The organism is Aeriscardovia aeriphila, assembly GCF_002259595.1.
Lineage (GTDB): Bacteria > Actinomycetota > Actinomycetes > Actinomycetales > Bifidobacteriaceae > Aeriscardovia > Aeriscardovia aeriphila.
This window is the reverse complement of record NZ_MWWU01000005.1, coordinates 70,493-85,326: the sequence shown is the minus strand read 5'-3', so window position 1 is coordinate 85,326 and position 14,834 is coordinate 70,493. Positions and strand designations below refer to the sequence as shown.

The window sequence follows — 14,834 nt, the reverse complement described above, 5'->3', positions numbered from 1 at the left end:
TATCAGGATCCCGTTCGACTTGCATGTGTTAAGCACGCCGCCAGCGCTCGTCCTGAGCCAGAATCGAACTCTCCACAAAAAAATCATGAAAAGCCAGAAACAAATTCCAGCACAAAAAAGACGGACCACAACCCCAACCAAAAAGATCAGAATCATGGAACGCACAAACAAAAAAGAAAAAACACAACCACACAAAACAAACTCATGCGGAAGCATCAATCCTTAACTGGCATTCAAAAAGACTACTAAAGTAGCACAATCAACGCTCTCGAGTTCTCAAACCACCAGCCCAACAAAACCAACCACCAGTCACAAACAACCAGCAACCAGCCCCGCAGGCAGCAAGAAGTAAACCTACACCACCCACACCAACCACCACAACCCCACCACCACAAAACCCAACAAACACAACCCAAACACGGCGTGTCGAAAAAGTATTGCAGACACCATCAACCTAACCAAACCCACGTAAACACCACATGAACCATCACAAAACCAACACAATTGAAAGTGAAATTCCACTCAATGGATGATCCACAGTGCGAAGCACCCACCACAAACCACAAATGGGAGTGAAATCTGCGAAAACCGCACTGATAATCTCAAGAAACTCAAAACCGAGAAAACAAAAAACGGCAGGCCACAAGACCTGCCGCTAAACGAGCCAAAACCACCCCAAACTATTCGTCAACCTTGAGCATGGCGTACTGAGCCTGGTACAGCTTGGCGTACTCGCCACCGCGCTCTAGTAACTCAGCATGAGTGCCGTGCTCCACGAGCTCGCCGTGATCGACGTAATAAATCTGGTCAGAGCCGACGATCGTCGAAAGGCGGTGGGCAATCACAAAGCTGGTACGGTCCTTCAAAAGCTCCTTAATGCCAGCCTGCAACGCCTCCTCCGTACGAGTATCGATGTCGGAAGTGGCCTCGTCGAGAATCAGGATGCGCGGGTCAGCAAGCATGACGCGAGCAAAGGCGATGAGCTGACGCTGACCAGCAGAGAGAGTCGAACCGCCTTCCTCAATCTCAGTGTCGTAACCGTTGGGAAGCTCACGAATAAAGCGATCAGCATTCACTGCCTGAGCAGCAGCCTCAATCTCCTCATCCGTCGCATCCAAGCGGCCATAGCGAATGTTCTCGCGCACGCTCGCCTTGAAGATGAACGTATCCTGCAGCATGACGCCCATCTGAGAGCGCAGAGAGCTCAAAGTTACCGAGCGCAAGTCGTAGCCGTCGATCGTAATCGAGCCGTCCGTCACATCGTAGAAGCGCGACAGCAAGCTGACAATCGTCGACTTTCCAGCTCCAGTTGGACCCACCAGCGCGATGGACTTGCCAGGCTCGACGTGAAAATCTACATGGTGGAGAATATCGGGACCATCCTCCTCGTAACGGAAGGAGACGTCGTTATAGTCCACCTTGCCGCTGATCTGAGGCATCGGCTGGGCGCCAGGAAGGTCCTTGATCTCCGGCTCGATATCCATCGTTTCGAAGATACGCTCCAAGTATGCCGAGCAGGTGATCAGCTGGTTGTAGAAGTTGCCGATCTCGATAATCGGGTTCCAGAAGTTGCTCAGGTAGGCCAAGAAGGCGATCAGAACGCCCGCAGAGACGTGAACTCCACCGAGCTTCATAATTGCCAGGTAATACACCATTGCGGTCGTCGTCGTGGCGATAACCTGCACCGAAGGCCACATGAGGAACTCGAGGTACTGCGCGCGCATCCAGAAGTGGCGAACCGTAGCCTGCTGGCCCTGGAACTCCGCAAACTGAGTGTTCTCCCGCGCAAAGCTCTGCGTCGTCTTCACACCGGCAATAGCCTCGTGAATGAAGGCGTTCAAGTTCGACTGCTTGGCCGACAGACGCTGATAGGCAATGTGCTGGAAGTGCTGGATCACGCGAACCATCACCAGCAGCACCGGGAAGAGCAGCAGCGACCACAAGGTCAAACGCACGTCGGTGAGGAACATACCCACCAGAGCCATCACAACGATGAAAATATCGGCGATCACGTTGACCAAGCCATCCGAAAGCGTATTGGACAGCGTATTGACGTAGCTGACCACGCGCACGAGAATCTTGCCGTGCGGACGCGAGTCGAAATAGCTAAACGGCAGCGTTTGAATGTGGTGGAAGATGTCGCGGCGAATGTCGGTGAGCATCAACTGGCCGATTTCCATGATATGAATGGTTCGGTAGCGCAAGCACAGCTCGTAAATGACGATGACTGCAGCAAAAACGCCTGCCAACACCCACAGCATCGACCAACTCTTCTTGGCAATCACCTCGTCGATGAGCAGCCTGGAAGCCACCGGGTTGAACTGCGCGACAAGCGTCATCGTAAAGACGACGGCCACAACGCGCAGAATTTTCGGCATATAAGGCTTGAGGTAAGCACCGACTCGCTTGAGGTCCTTCCAGTCGAGGGTCTCGATGACTTCCTCATCTTCTTTGTACGTATTGCGTGCCATCAGCGACCTCCCTCCTGGCTTGGTTCCTGCTTTTCGAGTTTCTTGAGATTATCAGTGCCCAACTGCAAGCCCATCTGACGGCTGTACACATCCCAGTACATGCCGTGAGCAGCGACCAGCGACTTGTGGTCACCGCGCTCGATAATCTTGCCGTGGTCAATGACGAGAATCTGGTCGGCATCACGCACCGAAGAAATGCGGTAAGCGATGGTGACAACCGTCTTGCCACCAGCCAGCTCGCGCAAATTCTTCTGAATCATGCCTTCCGTCTCCATGTCGACAGCCGACGTCGTGTCGTCCATGATGAGCACTGACGGGTTGTCAGCCAGAGCGCGAGCCAAAGAAATCCTTTGCTTTTGGCCACCAGAGAGGCCAACACCACGCTCGCCCACCACCGTGTCGTACTTTTCCGGCATCTCTTGAATGAAGTCGTCAGCATCAGCAATGCGAGCCATCGAGCGCACGAAAGCACCATCAACCGTGCTCTTGTGGCGGATTTCGGCTGCACGCATAGCTTCCACAGGGTCGTCGTACACCACTTCTTCCTCATCGCGAGAGGCACCAAACACAATGTTTTGGCCAATCGTGTCGGAGAAGAGGAAGGTGTCCTGGAAGGCGAGAGTGACTTCGCTACGCAGCTTTTCCAATGGCCAGAAGCGCGCATCGATGTCGTCGATGTAAACGTGGCCAGAGGTTGGGTCGTAGAAACGGGCGATCAACGCCACCAAGGTGGACTTACCGGAGCCGGTTTCACCCAGAACACCCAGCTTTTCGCCAGGGCGAATGTGGAAGCTCACGTCGTTGAGGACGAGAGTATCCGGGTCGTCGGGGAAGGCGAAGCTGACGTGGTCGAAGCGAATATCACCCTTGATGGTGCGCTGAGCGAGGTCCTTATGCCCAGAGAAGGCGGAAAGGTCGTCGCTGATCATTGCGGAAGTACCCAGCAGACGGCGAATCTTAATGCAGGAGGCGTTGAAGCGCTGATAATCATTCAGTAGCCAGCCGGACATGCGCAGAGGCATATCCACCATCCACTGGTAGTTCATGAAGCTGACGAGAGTGCCCACACGCATATTTCCCATCAGAGCGAGCACGCCGCCCAAAATGAGAATGACGAAGTCGATGGTGTAGGAGATTCCGTCGATCAGTGGCATGAATTTCGCGTTGTTGTAGGCGAGATCCATGTTCTTGTTCAGAAAGTCCTGGTTGTGCTCCTCGAACTTCTTGTTTTCGTATGGTTCGCGAGCAAAGGCCTTGACCACACGGTTCGCCTCGATGTTCTCCTCGACCATGTCGTTCAAACGCGACAGCGACTGGCGGATGGAGTAGAAAATGCGATGCGAGCTCTTCGACATTCGCCTGACCACGAAGAAGAAGAGCGGTGTGATAAGCGTCAAAACCAGTGCGAGAATCCAGTTGAGGTAGAACATCATGTCCAATGCAGAAATAAGCATGATGGCGCTATCTACCAGCTGAAGGCCGGCCCAGGAGATGAAGAAGCGAATGGCCTCAGTGTCGGAGGTCATGCGGTTCATCAAATCGCCGGTGTCGGTGTGGTTGAAGTATTGGAAGTCCAGCGAGTGCAGCTTCTCGAATTCGTCGGATACGAGGCGGTAGAGCACGTTCTGGCCGAATCGCTGCATCATAATCTCGTAGATGTAGCGCAGCAGCATATGCCCCAGGTTGCTGGCAATAAATACAACCAGCAGGGGGACCAGACGTGTGGTGATGCCTCGGGTGATGCACTCGTCGACAATAACGCCCGCAATAAATGGCGGGATCAGAGTGACAACTTTATCGAAGGCGAAAAGAATGAGAGAAATGACCAAGCTCCACTTGTCTGGCTTGCCATACTCCCAAATCCATCGCAGATTGCTGTGCTTCTGGCTTACAGCCGTCGGCTCAACATACATAGGAAACCTCTTAATACGTTTCTTTTTTTCCTCTTATTCCTCAGTTCCCATACCGTTGCCCCAGCTCTTTCACTGCCCGGTATGGCCCTTGCGTCGGAAAGCCGTTCCCCATAGACCGACCACGCTCAGGTATTTACAAGCCTATTGGGTGCACTAGCCTATTTTGGGCTTTTTTTATTGGCGTGTCGCTCAAGATTAACAACACTGTTAATCTTGCGCGTTTCTGTGAGGCTCGTGCGTTCATCTAGATGACCACTTTGTGTATTTTCTTCGCATTTTCAAGTGCTTTTCGGGCTAGCAAGCCGTGGGCGCTCGCATTTTCCCGTAAAGTGAAACTCGGAAGTTTCGCCGCGATTGCGCTCAGCGCGAGGCACGTAGTCAAATAGGCGAGGTTCTGGTAAACGGCTTGCAGATTCAAGAGCCTTCCAGCATCACGCGCTACGCCCGCACAGAAGGGAAAGTTATGCCGTCATTTGTCACGACGATCGTTGAACTGTTGAAAGACCCTCGCACTGCTATTGCAGGGTGGATTGCCATGGGTGTCGGCCCAACGTTGGGCTTCATATTCCTCATTCTCTTCCTCGAAACAGGTTTGGTGTTCACGCCATTCCTGCCCGGCGACTCACTGCTTTTCGCGGCGGGCTACTTTGCACATGATCCGAATTCTGGCTTGAAACTGCCGGTTTTGCTACTCATCTGCTACCTTGCACCGATTCTGGGCGACCAGTGCAACTACTTCATTGGTCACTTCTTTGGCAAAAAGATTATCGAATCTGGCAAGGTGAAGGCGATGACTCCCGAACGCATCGCTAAAACTGAGGGAATGATTGAAAAGTGGGGACCTTTGGCCGTGTTCTTGGGTCGCTTCTTCCCCTTCATTCGCACATTCATGCCATTCATTTCTGGCATTACTGGCATGCGTTGGATTCGTTTCGCTCCCTTCTCCGTCCTCGGCGGTTTGACGTGGACTTCTCTCTTCACGCTGCTCGGCTACTTCTTTGGCGGTATTCCTGCTGTTCAGAAGCATTTCGAGCTGGTGATCATCTTGATTTTGTTGGTCTCTTTGGCTCCGACAGTGATCACTGCTATTCGTGCTGGGCTCAAGCATCGCAAGAATAAGGCTGCTGGTAAAGCTGCTGTTGTTGGCGAAGAGAATAGTGCCGACCACACTCAGATTGCCAGCGCAGGTAAAGCTACTGATGAAGGCAAGATTGCCAGTGTCAGTAAGGCTGCTCGTGAAATTCAGGGTGCCGAGTAGAACAAGTAAGTTTTTGCTTAAGTCTTGTTTGAGTTTCGTAGTGCGCCACAGGTTCTGCACCGTGCAGAAACTGTGGCGTATTGCGTTTTCTGGTAATCTCGAGCTATTATGAAGTCCGTCGTGCGATCTCACGACTTACTCTTGGGGCTATAGCGCAGTTGGTAGCGCATCTGCTTTGCAAGCAGAGGGTCGCCGGTTCGAACCCGGCTAACTCCACGGGGCTATAGCGCAGTTGGTAGCGCGTTTCCTTCGCATGGAAAAGGTCACGGGTTCGATTCCCGTTAGCTCCACTTTTTCTTCATTTCTCAGCATTCCAGCGCATTTCGTTGCCCTGACTGTGTTTGCCGCGTTTTCCAGCATTCGCCGCGTTACAATCCCAGCTCTTCTATCGCGCGAGAGCTGAGTTGATAGCGGATTGGTTTCAGGCCTACCGTGGTAATCATCTGTTGTTCTTGCAAGGCAGAAAGCGCGTGAAGCAGCTGGGAGTTGCCAGCTCAGCTTTCATCGAAAATTTCTAATACCGAGCTGAATCCCCACTGTCAGTGCAATCTGGCTAGTGTGGAAAACGACGTCAGTTCAAGCCCTCAACGAGGAGGTTGCCCAATGCAAAGTGTGGAAGTCAAAGATCAATCTATTCCTCACCGTTTGGGTTCTGTTAATCTTCACATCATCGACCAGCAAGGCCAGGCGCTTGCCCGTCAGAAAGTGCGTATTCGTCAGGTTCGCCATGAGTTTGACTTTGCAGCAGGCGGCTTTGTTTTTGAGAATATTGCCCGCGACGAGCAAGCCCAACAGCTCACCAGCGAAGATGAGCTTTTAGCCAGCCAATTCTTTGATTTATTTAATACGACGACTTTGCCGTTCTATTGGGGCAGTTTTGAGCCAGAACGCGGGCATCCTCGCACGCAGGAAATGATGAGAACAGCTCGCTACCTGCAAGCGCATCACATCAAGATGAAGGGTCACCCACTCACCTGGCATACGGTTACTCCCCGTTGGCTGACGAAGCTTCCTTTGCGCGATATCGAGGAGCTGTTGCGCCAGCGAATCCGCCGTGAAGTCAGCAATTTCGCGGGTGTGGTTGACATGTGGGATGCTCTCAACGAGTCGGTGATTTCGCCTGTTTTCACTGCAGAAGAAAATGGGATTACCAAGTTGACTCGAGCTAAGGGCCGTATTGAAATGATCCGCTTGTCCGTTGAGGAGGCTCGCCGCACGAATCCGAATGCTTTCCTGCTTCTCAACGATTTCAACTTGGGTACTGCTTATGAATGCTTGATTGAAGGCGTTTTGGAAGCTGGCATTTCTTTGGATGCTATTGGCTTGCAAACGCATATGCATCAAGGCTACTTGGGTGAAGAATATGTCGAGTCGGTGCTGGAGCGTTTCGCCCGTTATGGCCTTCCTCTGCACATGACGGAGAACACTTTGCTTTCTGGCCATTTGATGCCGAAGGACATTGTTGATCTGAATGATTACCAGGTCGATGAGTGGCCGAGCACTGAAGAGGGCGAGGCTCGTCAGGCTGATGAGATTGTTCGCCACTACCGCACAATTGTGAAGAACCCGGCTACTGAGTCGATTACCTATTGGGATTTCACCGATAAAGGCGCATGGTTGGGTGCGCCGTCTGGATTGTTGCGTAAGGATGGCAGCGCTAAGCCAGCCTATCACGCTCTGCACGATCTGATTAAGGGACAGTGGTGGGTTGCGCCTACTGATGCGACGACTGACGAGTTTGGCGCAGTTGGCTTGACTGGCTGGGCTGGTTTTTATGAGCTCGATCTGTTGGATGAGCACGGCCTTGTGATCAGCACGACGCCGTTTACCCTGAGCCGTCAGGAGACTGGCGATCGCGAGCTCATGGTGAGCGCACAAGCCGCCGCAGAGTCGTGAAGCTCTTCCCTCTCCTCGCGCATGCTTTGTGAGAGGTACCCATTCCCGTACCTCTCACGATTATCACGACACTAGATTGTCACTACTGAAATAGCTCTTGACACTCCCGTGGTTGAAACTACGGGATTCCTGCGAACTGGGCTTGCTTGGATTCAGACGATACGTCTGAATCCAGAGGCTTCCCATTTTTAGCGGGCTATCCCCGGTTGTCGGCCGGTTCCTCTTCTTTTGTTATGCTTTTTCTCGGCTGAGCCGCAATGCCTCGTCGCGAATGTTCAACGCGGCGTTCACGTCCCTGTCGTGCGGATTTCCGCACCGTTCACACACCCATTCGCGTTCGGACAGCCGCAATCCCTTGTACTTGTGCCCACAGTCGTGGCAGAGTTTAGAACTTGGGTAGAACCTGTCCACTTGGACGAAGGTACGACCATACCATTCCGCCTTGTAGGAGAGCTTGTCCACGAGGCCGCTCCACCCGTCACGGAGTATGGAACGGTTCATCGCGCGTTTGCGTGACTGGCCGTTGCGCCTGGGCATGCCGTCCGAATCCAGCTTCTTGCGTGCCTTTCGCGTCATGTTCCGTACCATCAGTGTCTCCATGCCGATGAATTGGTTCTCTTCTATCAGCCTGTGGGACAGTTGGTGCTGAAAGTTATCGCGGTAGTGGCGGAGCTTGGCGTACGCCTTGGCTACGATTGCCTTCTGTTTACGGTAGTTGTTCGACCCTTTCGTTCGACGGGATAGTTTGCGTTGCTCCCGTTTGATGTCAGCCTCCAATCGGCGTAGCCGGTTCGGATAGTCGATTTTCTCGCCGGTTGACAATGTGAGGAAATTCTTGACGCCTAAGTCGATGCCGATACGGCCCTCGGCCTGCGTTTTCGGCTGGATGTCCACGTCGAACAGGAACACGAGATAGTACGTCCGGTTCTCACGTTTCACCGTCCAGCTGGACAGGTTCTCGATTGGATAACGCAACCGGTCGCGTTTGCGGATGCGCACCGAGCCAAGCTTCTTGGATAACGGATACCGGTTGCCGTCCATACGGCGTATCGGCATGGTATTGCGGAACGATTGGATGTTGTCATTCCTTGAGGCGAAACGAGGACGATGCTTCTGGTACTGGGCTTTGCGGAAGTACGCCGAACGTGCCTTGCGGAAGTCCATGATGGTGTTGCTCAACGCGTTCGACGGGATTGGACTGTCCTTGAGCCATTCGTTCGCGTTCTTCATACCGGTCACGTTCGGATACGCGGGGTTCGGGTTCGTCTCCTTGTCGTACGTGTTGAACGCCTCGACCTGCTGGTTGTAGGCGAAACGCCTGTCGCCGAAGCACCGTTCCAACAATGAGGCTTGGATCTTGGACGGCGTGAACGGTATGCGCTGCGCCACCTTGCGCATGGTCATTGTGATTCACGCTCCTTCGACCGTTGGTCGTCGATGTATTTGGCCACCGCCTGCTCGTTGACCGAGCCGATGCTTTCAGTGAAATAGCTGGGAGACCACAGGCTCCGTTCGCCCTTGCGTTTCCAGTATTGGCTTTTCAGTTCAGGGTGCATGGCGAACAGTCGGAGACTGGATGTGCCCTTCAACTGTTTGACGATGCTACTCACGCTGATTTTCGGTGGCGCTGACACGAACAGGTGAATATGGTCGTCCAAGCCGACCTCCATGTGGGGAATGAGGTAGCCGTGCTCGTCAGCTATCTCCCTGAGAATCGTCTTCAAATCCGAGTCGATTCCGTCCTTAAGCACCTTACGACGGTATTTCGTGCACCAGATGATGTGGTAGTTCAGATTGTATACCGAAGTCCTACCATGCGTGAACCGTTCATCGCTTGCACTCATGGGAATAATCGTAGCACATCCGCTACCATACGCAAAATTCGATACGCCCTAACCCGGCATCGAAATACCAGGTTTGCGGGCTAAAAATCTCATCAAGTTGGCCATATGTCAGATTCCCAAGTCTTCAAACATTTCTTGAGCATTGTGGAATCGACCTGTACCGCCACGTGAAATAATTTCATCGGCCTCTTGAATAGATTTCTTCGATTCCGCATTCGGCTGAGGATATGAAAGATTCAACGGAATACGACGCTCACGTACAATTTGGCGGTAAAAAGCGCGGGTAACAGAAGAGAGATCAAAACCAAAATCCTCAGCAATATTTGATGCTGCTTCCTTTGTTTGCTGATCCACACGAATAGTGACAGAGCTCATAATTACCACCCACATAATAAACAATGTCTTACATTGTAATGCTATCGTCTTATACTCCAGATAGCAATAAGCTCATTACTCCATTCGCAACAACATCAGAAATACATTGATTTGTTCGATGTTTGTCGTGTGTGCTCACATTAACCGCAATGAGGTCGTAGCTCACCACCACAGCTTGAGAGGGTGCTTCTCAAACTGATGGCACGTGGAACATTGCCCGCAGCGGTCAGTGCGATGCTCGCCAAAGTAATCAAGAAGCACGTTTCGCAGGCATACGCGCGGTGTTGCTTCGCAATAGGCTTCCACTGCGTCGAGCATTTTCATCAGGTGGAAGCGCATCACTGCAGTGTCAATCATGCCCATTTCTTCGTTGCCTTCGCCGGCTTTGGAGAGCATGCGTCGGGCGGTGGCGAAATCCGATTTTCTCCAGTACAGCACGCAATGGCTGACTTTGCCGTCTCTGCCAGCGCGGCCAGCCTCCTGGTAGTACTCTTCGAGGTTCTTAGGCACATTGGCGTGCAGCACCCAGCGCACGTCCGGCTTGTCAATTCCCATGCCGAATGCTGATGTTGACACAATCACGGGGATTTCGCCGGAAATAAAGGCTTCTTGTATGCGCGTTCTCTCTTCCGGTTTCATTCCCGCATGGTAGGCTTGCGCGTTCACTCCTCGTGAGGCGAGGTATTTGGCGATTTTCACGCAGCCTGCTCTCGACTCTCGGAAGATAATTCCGCATCCCTTGTGACGTCGCGCGTATTCGAAGAGTTCACCCATAAGCATGTTTTCGCTCGTGCACTCTCTCACGTACCAGCGCAGGTTCGGCCTGTCGAAGGTGGTGACGCCAATGTAGGGGTCGTGCAGATCGAGCTGCTCGATAATGTCCTGCCTAGTCTGTGGGGTGGCCGTTGCGGTGAAGGCTGCAATGACGGGCCTGCTGGGTAGTTGCTTCACGAATTCGGGGATGCGCAGGTATGCGGGGCGGAAGTCTTGTCCCCACATGCTCACGCAGTGTGCTTCGTCAACGGTGATCACCGAGATGGGCAGTTGGACGGCGAAGTTGACGAATCGGCGGGAGTCAAGCCTTTCTGGAGCAACGTAGAGGATCTTGTAGCGATGGTTTTGCAGGGTGTCGCTCATGATCTTGTTGACTTCAGCTGGTCTCATTTGTGAGTTGATGAAGGCTGCTGGGTAGCCTCGCTTGTTGAGTTGCTCGACTTGGTCGCGCATGAGCGAGATGAGTGGTGTGATGACGAGGCCCATGCCTTGGATCATGTGGGTGGGCAGCTGGAAGCACAGTGATTTTCCGCCGCCGGTGGGCAGTACTCCGAGCACATCGCGTCCGTCGAGAATGCTGGAGATCAGTTCGTATTGGCCTGTGCGGAACTTGGTGTAACCATAGATTTTGGCGAGTTCGGCGTACATGTCGGCTTTCTTTTGCTTTTCGTACGCTTCTCGCTTGGCGCTGTTCACGGCGCGCTTAGGTTTGGCCGGTACGTTTGCGCTCGTTGTTGCACTTGCACTCACTGGCTTGGCGTTGCCTGTCGACTTGTTCGTACTACTCGCTGACTTAACGCTCGCAGTCTTGGCGTTACTCACAGGCTTGGCGACGCTCCCCAGCTGCTTCCCCTGCTGTTTTGCGCTCACGAGTTGCGCAAGCTTGTTGTCCCAGTCGCTGGAGTCCTTCGACGGCACAACAACAGGAGTGTCCCAGTCGTTCGCCTCATAGGCCTGGCCGTTGCTCTCCCCGAGCCCTGCCAATTCCTTGAGCTTGCTGGCTGCTAACTGCCTTAATCGCTTGAGATTATCAACACCGTTTACTCTTCTGTGCCTCACGGTTCTACTCTAGCGGTTTTATGCGCGTTTACCGTACTCTCTGCGCTAAAGCTACTGATCATCATTCGATTGTTTTCCGTGAAACATTTCCGCTTACTTTCTACACGTTAAACATCTCTATTCCCACGTGAAACAATAAGCTCGGAGAGGCTTTAATTGAGCAATATTCCGTACTTTCGCGATTACTTCACGTGAAACAAAAAAGCCCAAACTCCAGCAATGACGCGGAGCTTGGGCTTAACGTTATTCACGCGAAGTGATCACAGGTTGCGATAAGCGAACTTCCTCATCTGCTCGAACACTGCCTGGCTCTCCTCCAGCCAGCTCATGCCAATGGAGAACACATGGCCCAAAGCTCGGCCTGGTTCAGGAGCAACATCATGAAGCTCAAACTTCTTATGAGCCTGGCTCATCGCTGTGGCAAGCTTCAAGGTTTCTGCTTCCACGAAATCATCCGAGCTGGTGAGCAAGTACAGCGGTGGCACATCCATGTCAGCCACAAGCTTGCCTAACGCCAGATTCTCCACACCCACAGGCTCCAAGCAGGAGAAGAAATCATCACCCAGCATGCTCAATAGGTTCTGAACAGTCGGATCTTTCTTCGCCGTTGGGTCCACATACGCAGGCATATCCAGCAAAGCAGAAACGACGGCCGCGCCTTTGACGCGCACTCCTGCTGGCGCAATGTTAATCTTGCTGGCAAAGTCAGTGTTGCGCTCCACCAGGCTGGCGTAAAAGGCGAGGCAGCCACCAGCCGAGTCGCCGGTGAGGAAGACGCCCGTCGGGTCGCCAGCGTACATCATAATGTTCTTCTTCACCCACGCCAAGCCTTGAGCAACGTCCTGCAGCTGGCCGTGAAAATCTGTTTGAGGAGCCGGACGGTAGGAAAGCGAAACCACGACGACGCCGTGAGCCGCCAAATGCGTGCAATAATTGCGGTTCAGTTCCTTGTAGCCATACACAAAACCGCCGCCATGTACGTCAACGTACACCGGAAGCGTGTGGTCAGCGCGCAGGCGAGAATCGTGAGGAACATACACGTCGAGCTTGTGGCCGCGCACATCATCATCCATGTAAGGGATGTCCACGAAAGCGTCAACACCGTCAGGGTCTTGCCAATGAGCAGCGCGAACGGCATCAAAACGAGCCGTTCCTTCGCGTGATTTCTTGATCATTTCGGCGCGCTTGGGATCGATGCCAGCTAAATCACCGTCGATTTCCGTCCAGGCTTCCGGGTTTTCCAGCTCGGGGAAAGGCTCCTTTACTGTTACCATGCAACCTCCTTGTTGCTTGTTGTTCTGTGGGAAACGTGGGGCTCATAGTAAAGCTCGCCGTTTAGCACACTCTTTAACTTATTTATACACCTCTCAATAACAAGAGGGCGAATGCAGTACACAGTCGTACACATCCGCCCTCACGTCTTGTTTCACGTTGTTCAGTTTTTATATCGTTACGCGCGCTGCATATGCCTCGTCGCTGATACAAGCGTTGCAGCTGCCACTACTTCATAGGTGACAGGTTTTGGTTATCACAACCAACACACACGGCACACTCGCACAGCTGCCGCAACTTACGCACTCAACCTCATTTGCCTGACATCTGCAATGCTCCACGTAATCAGCCTGCCTGAGGCATAGTCATTGCCCCTCAACGGGATAGTGCTTAAAGCGGGTCTAGTAATCAACTCCTCTTGCCAGCGAGTGTTGCGAGTGTGACGAACACGACGAGCGTGAGCACCACGACGAATAAATACCATGGAACCCTCCTTTGAACGCCACGAGAAGCCCGACATTGCGCTTCCCATCACTAATTTCCAGCTCCATTACTGGAAATCGGCACATTCCATTCTAGTCATTATTCGTCAGTTATGCCCCGAGCTCAGCCACTCTCCCTCGTTTCTCCTCAGCCGTATTAGCCTCGCACTGAAGGCAGCTTTTCCTCCAAGCTCTCGATGTCCTCAGTTCTCGTTGCCCAGCACGTCACAAGGCGCAGCACTTGAGAGCCGTCGTCGCGGTGCTCCCACACTCCCGCATCCACAACCTGCTTGAATTGCTCAACAACATGCGCTGACACGATGACGAACTGCTGGTTGGTAACTGATTCGTTGAGGAAGCGATAGCCTTTGGCGGTGAGAATGTCGTGCAAGCGCACCGCCAGATTATCAGCATGAGTTCCGATCTGATCATAGAGAACACCACCAGTCTGGCTTTCCCCGCCGTACACATCCGGCATCTGGCTGAACAGCGCGTCAAATTGAACAGAGCATAAGCGCCCTTTCGCTAACAGTGCTCCATGCTGCTTAATGCGCGTGAGCAAGTGGCGCGGTACAAGTTCAGGACGAGTGAACACGATTGCTTCACCGCACAGCGCACCCATTTTTGTTCCGCCGATGTAGAAAACGTCGCTTAAGCGAGCGAGGTCAGCTGGGGTGACATCGCATGCTGGAGATTGCAAGGCGTAGCCCAAGCGGGCTCCATCAACAAAGAGTGGCAATCTGAAGTCGTGCGCGAGGGCAGAGAGCTCTTCCAACTCCTCCAACGTGTACAGGGTTCCGAGCTCTGTGGGCTGAGTGATGTAGAGCATGCCAGGCTGGACCATGTGCTCGTGAGTATCTTCCAGCTCAAACTCGTGCAGGTACTGGCGAACGTCGCTGGCCAGGAGCTTTCCGTCATGTTCCGGCAGGGTGATGACCTTGTGCCCAGTGAACTCGATAGCCCCTGCCTCATGCCAGGCGATGTGCGCGCTGGTGGTGGCAATCACGCCTTCGTAAGCTTGCAGGAGAAGGTCGATGACGAGCTGGTTGGTCTGGGTTCCGCCGCTGACGAAAGTGACGTGAGCTTGAGGACAGTGTGCCCATTGCCTGATTTTCTGGGTGGCTGCCTGGGTGAAGGAATCATTGCCGTAGCCTGGCTCGGCGATCATGTTCGTGTCGACGAGGCGTTGCAAAACCTGAGGATGCGCGCCGTAGTTGTAATCGTTAATCAGTGAGATTGCCATAGCCCATCCTCCTTAGCTGACCAATTTCTCAGCTCTTGCCAGTTCCTCGCCAGCTCTTCACCGGTTTCCCGCCGTGTTGGTAAGTTGGGAACATTCTACGCGCCGAGGCGGAGGAAATATGAACACTCTGTCTAATTTTCAGCCTGTGAAAACTGCATCCGCCTACGCCTGTCAGCATTTGTCAGCATCTGCCCGCATCTTCCTCCACGCCTATCAGCTTCCGCCCACGCCTGTCAGTACATCCCCT

11 protein-coding genes, 2 tRNA genes and 1 rRNA gene are annotated in these 14,834 nt (G+C 53.1%); 4 read left to right on the top strand and 10 right to left on the bottom strand.

Going from position 1 to position 14,834, the window contains the following annotated elements:
- From AEAE_RS06855 to AEAE_RS06575, 3 genes are all read right to left on the bottom strand, one after another.
- A 16S ribosomal RNA gene (locus AEAE_RS06855) occupies positions 1–79 on the bottom strand; the annotation flags it as partial.
- 601 nt (positions 80–680) lie between these two features.
- Positions 681–2,474 carry an ABC transporter ATP-binding protein gene (locus AEAE_RS06580; RefSeq protein WP_094690354.1) on the bottom strand — a complete coding sequence of 598 codons (1,794 nt, stop codon included), beginning with the start codon at positions 2,472–2,474 and terminating at the stop codon, positions 681–683.
- The gene (locus AEAE_RS06575; protein ID WP_094690353.1) at positions 2,471–4,384 is read right to left on the bottom strand and encodes an ABC transporter ATP-binding protein; all 1,914 of its coding nucleotides are present in this window, start codon (positions 4,382–4,384) and stop codon (positions 2,471–2,473) included. The genes AEAE_RS06580 and AEAE_RS06575 overlap by 4 nt, the downstream gene beginning before the upstream one ends.
- Before the next feature lie 463 nt (positions 4,385–4,847).
- Here AEAE_RS06575 and AEAE_RS06570 point away from each other — a divergent pair, with 463 nt between their 5' ends.
- The 4 genes from AEAE_RS06570 (at position 4,848) to AEAE_RS06555 (ending at position 7,538) form a co-directional block, all read left to right on the top strand.
- Entirely contained in the window at positions 4,848–5,642 is a 795-nt protein-coding gene (locus tag AEAE_RS06570; RefSeq protein ID WP_094690352.1) for a DedA family protein, read from the top strand.
- Between the two features lie 143 nt (positions 5,643–5,785).
- A tRNA-Ala gene (locus AEAE_RS06565) sits at positions 5,786–5,858 on the top strand.
- Between the two features lies 1 nt (position 5,859).
- Positions 5,860–5,932 (top strand) — tRNA-Ala (locus AEAE_RS06560).
- Between the two features lie 313 nt (positions 5,933–6,245).
- The gene (locus AEAE_RS06555; RefSeq protein WP_094690351.1) at positions 6,246–7,538 is read left to right on the top strand and encodes an endo-1,4-beta-xylanase; all 1,293 of its coding nucleotides are present in this window, start codon (positions 6,246–6,248) and stop codon (positions 7,536–7,538) included.
- A 231-nt stretch (positions 7,539–7,769) separates the two neighbouring features.
- On the opposite strand, the gene AEAE_RS06550 is transcribed toward AEAE_RS06555, so the two are convergent.
- The 7 genes from AEAE_RS06550 to AEAE_RS06525 form a co-directional block, all read right to left on the bottom strand.
- Positions 7,770–8,942 carry an RNA-guided endonuclease InsQ/TnpB family protein gene (locus tag AEAE_RS06550; RefSeq protein WP_094690350.1) on the bottom strand — a complete coding sequence of 391 codons (1,173 nt, stop codon included), beginning with the start codon at positions 8,940–8,942 and terminating at the stop codon, positions 7,770–7,772.
- Positions 8,939–9,382, bottom strand: coding sequence for an IS200/IS605 family transposase (tnpA, locus tag AEAE_RS06545; protein ID WP_094690349.1), 444 nt, complete (start codon positions 9,380–9,382; stop codon positions 8,939–8,941). The genes AEAE_RS06550 and tnpA overlap by 4 nt, the downstream gene beginning before the upstream one ends.
- A gap of 108 nt (positions 9,383–9,490) precedes the next feature.
- Complete coding sequence (locus tag AEAE_RS06540; protein ID WP_094690365.1) at positions 9,491–9,757, bottom strand: type II toxin-antitoxin system RelB/DinJ family antitoxin; 267 nt, start codon at positions 9,755–9,757, stop codon at positions 9,491–9,493.
- Between the two features lie 162 nt (positions 9,758–9,919).
- Positions 9,920–11,590, bottom strand: coding sequence for a RecQ family ATP-dependent DNA helicase (locus AEAE_RS06535; protein WP_148139988.1), 1,671 nt, complete (start codon positions 11,588–11,590; stop codon positions 9,920–9,922).
- 260 nt (positions 11,591–11,850) lie between these two features.
- Complete coding sequence (locus AEAE_RS06530; RefSeq protein WP_094690347.1) at positions 11,851–12,864, bottom strand: alpha/beta hydrolase; 1,014 nt, start codon at positions 12,862–12,864, stop codon at positions 11,851–11,853.
- A 296-nt stretch (positions 12,865–13,160) separates the two neighbouring features.
- The gene (locus AEAE_RS06735) at positions 13,161–13,346 is read right to left on the bottom strand and encodes a hypothetical protein (protein WP_148139987.1); all 186 of its coding nucleotides are present in this window, start codon (positions 13,344–13,346) and stop codon (positions 13,161–13,163) included.
- A 155-nt stretch (positions 13,347–13,501) separates the two neighbouring features.
- Complete coding sequence (locus AEAE_RS06525; RefSeq protein WP_094690346.1) at positions 13,502–14,587, bottom strand: threonine aldolase family protein; 1,086 nt, start codon at positions 14,585–14,587, stop codon at positions 13,502–13,504.
- Positions 14,588–14,834 lie beyond the last annotated feature (247 nt).

Coding starts and splice junctions, on each gene's coding strand:
- AEAE_RS06525 (WP_094690346.1), bottom strand. CDS start 14,587: ATGGCAATCTCACTGATTAACGATTACAACTACGGCGCGCATCCTCAG.
- AEAE_RS06550 (WP_094690350.1), bottom strand. CDS start 8,942: ATGACCATGCGCAAGGTGGCGCAGCGCATACCGTTCACGCCGTCCAAG.
- AEAE_RS06735 (WP_148139987.1), bottom strand. CDS start 13,346: ATGGTATTTATTCGTCGTGGTGCTCACGCTCGTCGTGTTCGTCACACT.
- AEAE_RS06555 (WP_094690351.1), top strand. CDS start 6,246: ATGCAAAGTGTGGAAGTCAAAGATCAATCTATTCCTCACCGTTTGGGT.
- AEAE_RS06530 (WP_094690347.1), bottom strand. CDS start 12,864: ATGGTAACAGTAAAGGAGCCTTTCCCCGAGCTGGAAAACCCGGAAGCC.
- tnpA (WP_094690349.1), bottom strand. CDS start 9,382: ATGAGTGCAAGCGATGAACGGTTCACGCATGGTAGGACTTCGGTATAC.
- AEAE_RS06570 (WP_094690352.1), top strand. CDS start 4,848: ATGCCGTCATTTGTCACGACGATCGTTGAACTGTTGAAAGACCCTCGC.
- AEAE_RS06575 (WP_094690353.1), bottom strand. CDS start 4,384: ATGTATGTTGAGCCGACGGCTGTAAGCCAGAAGCACAGCAATCTGCGA.
- AEAE_RS06540 (WP_094690365.1), bottom strand. CDS start 9,757: ATGAGCTCTGTCACTATTCGTGTGGATCAGCAAACAAAGGAAGCAGCA.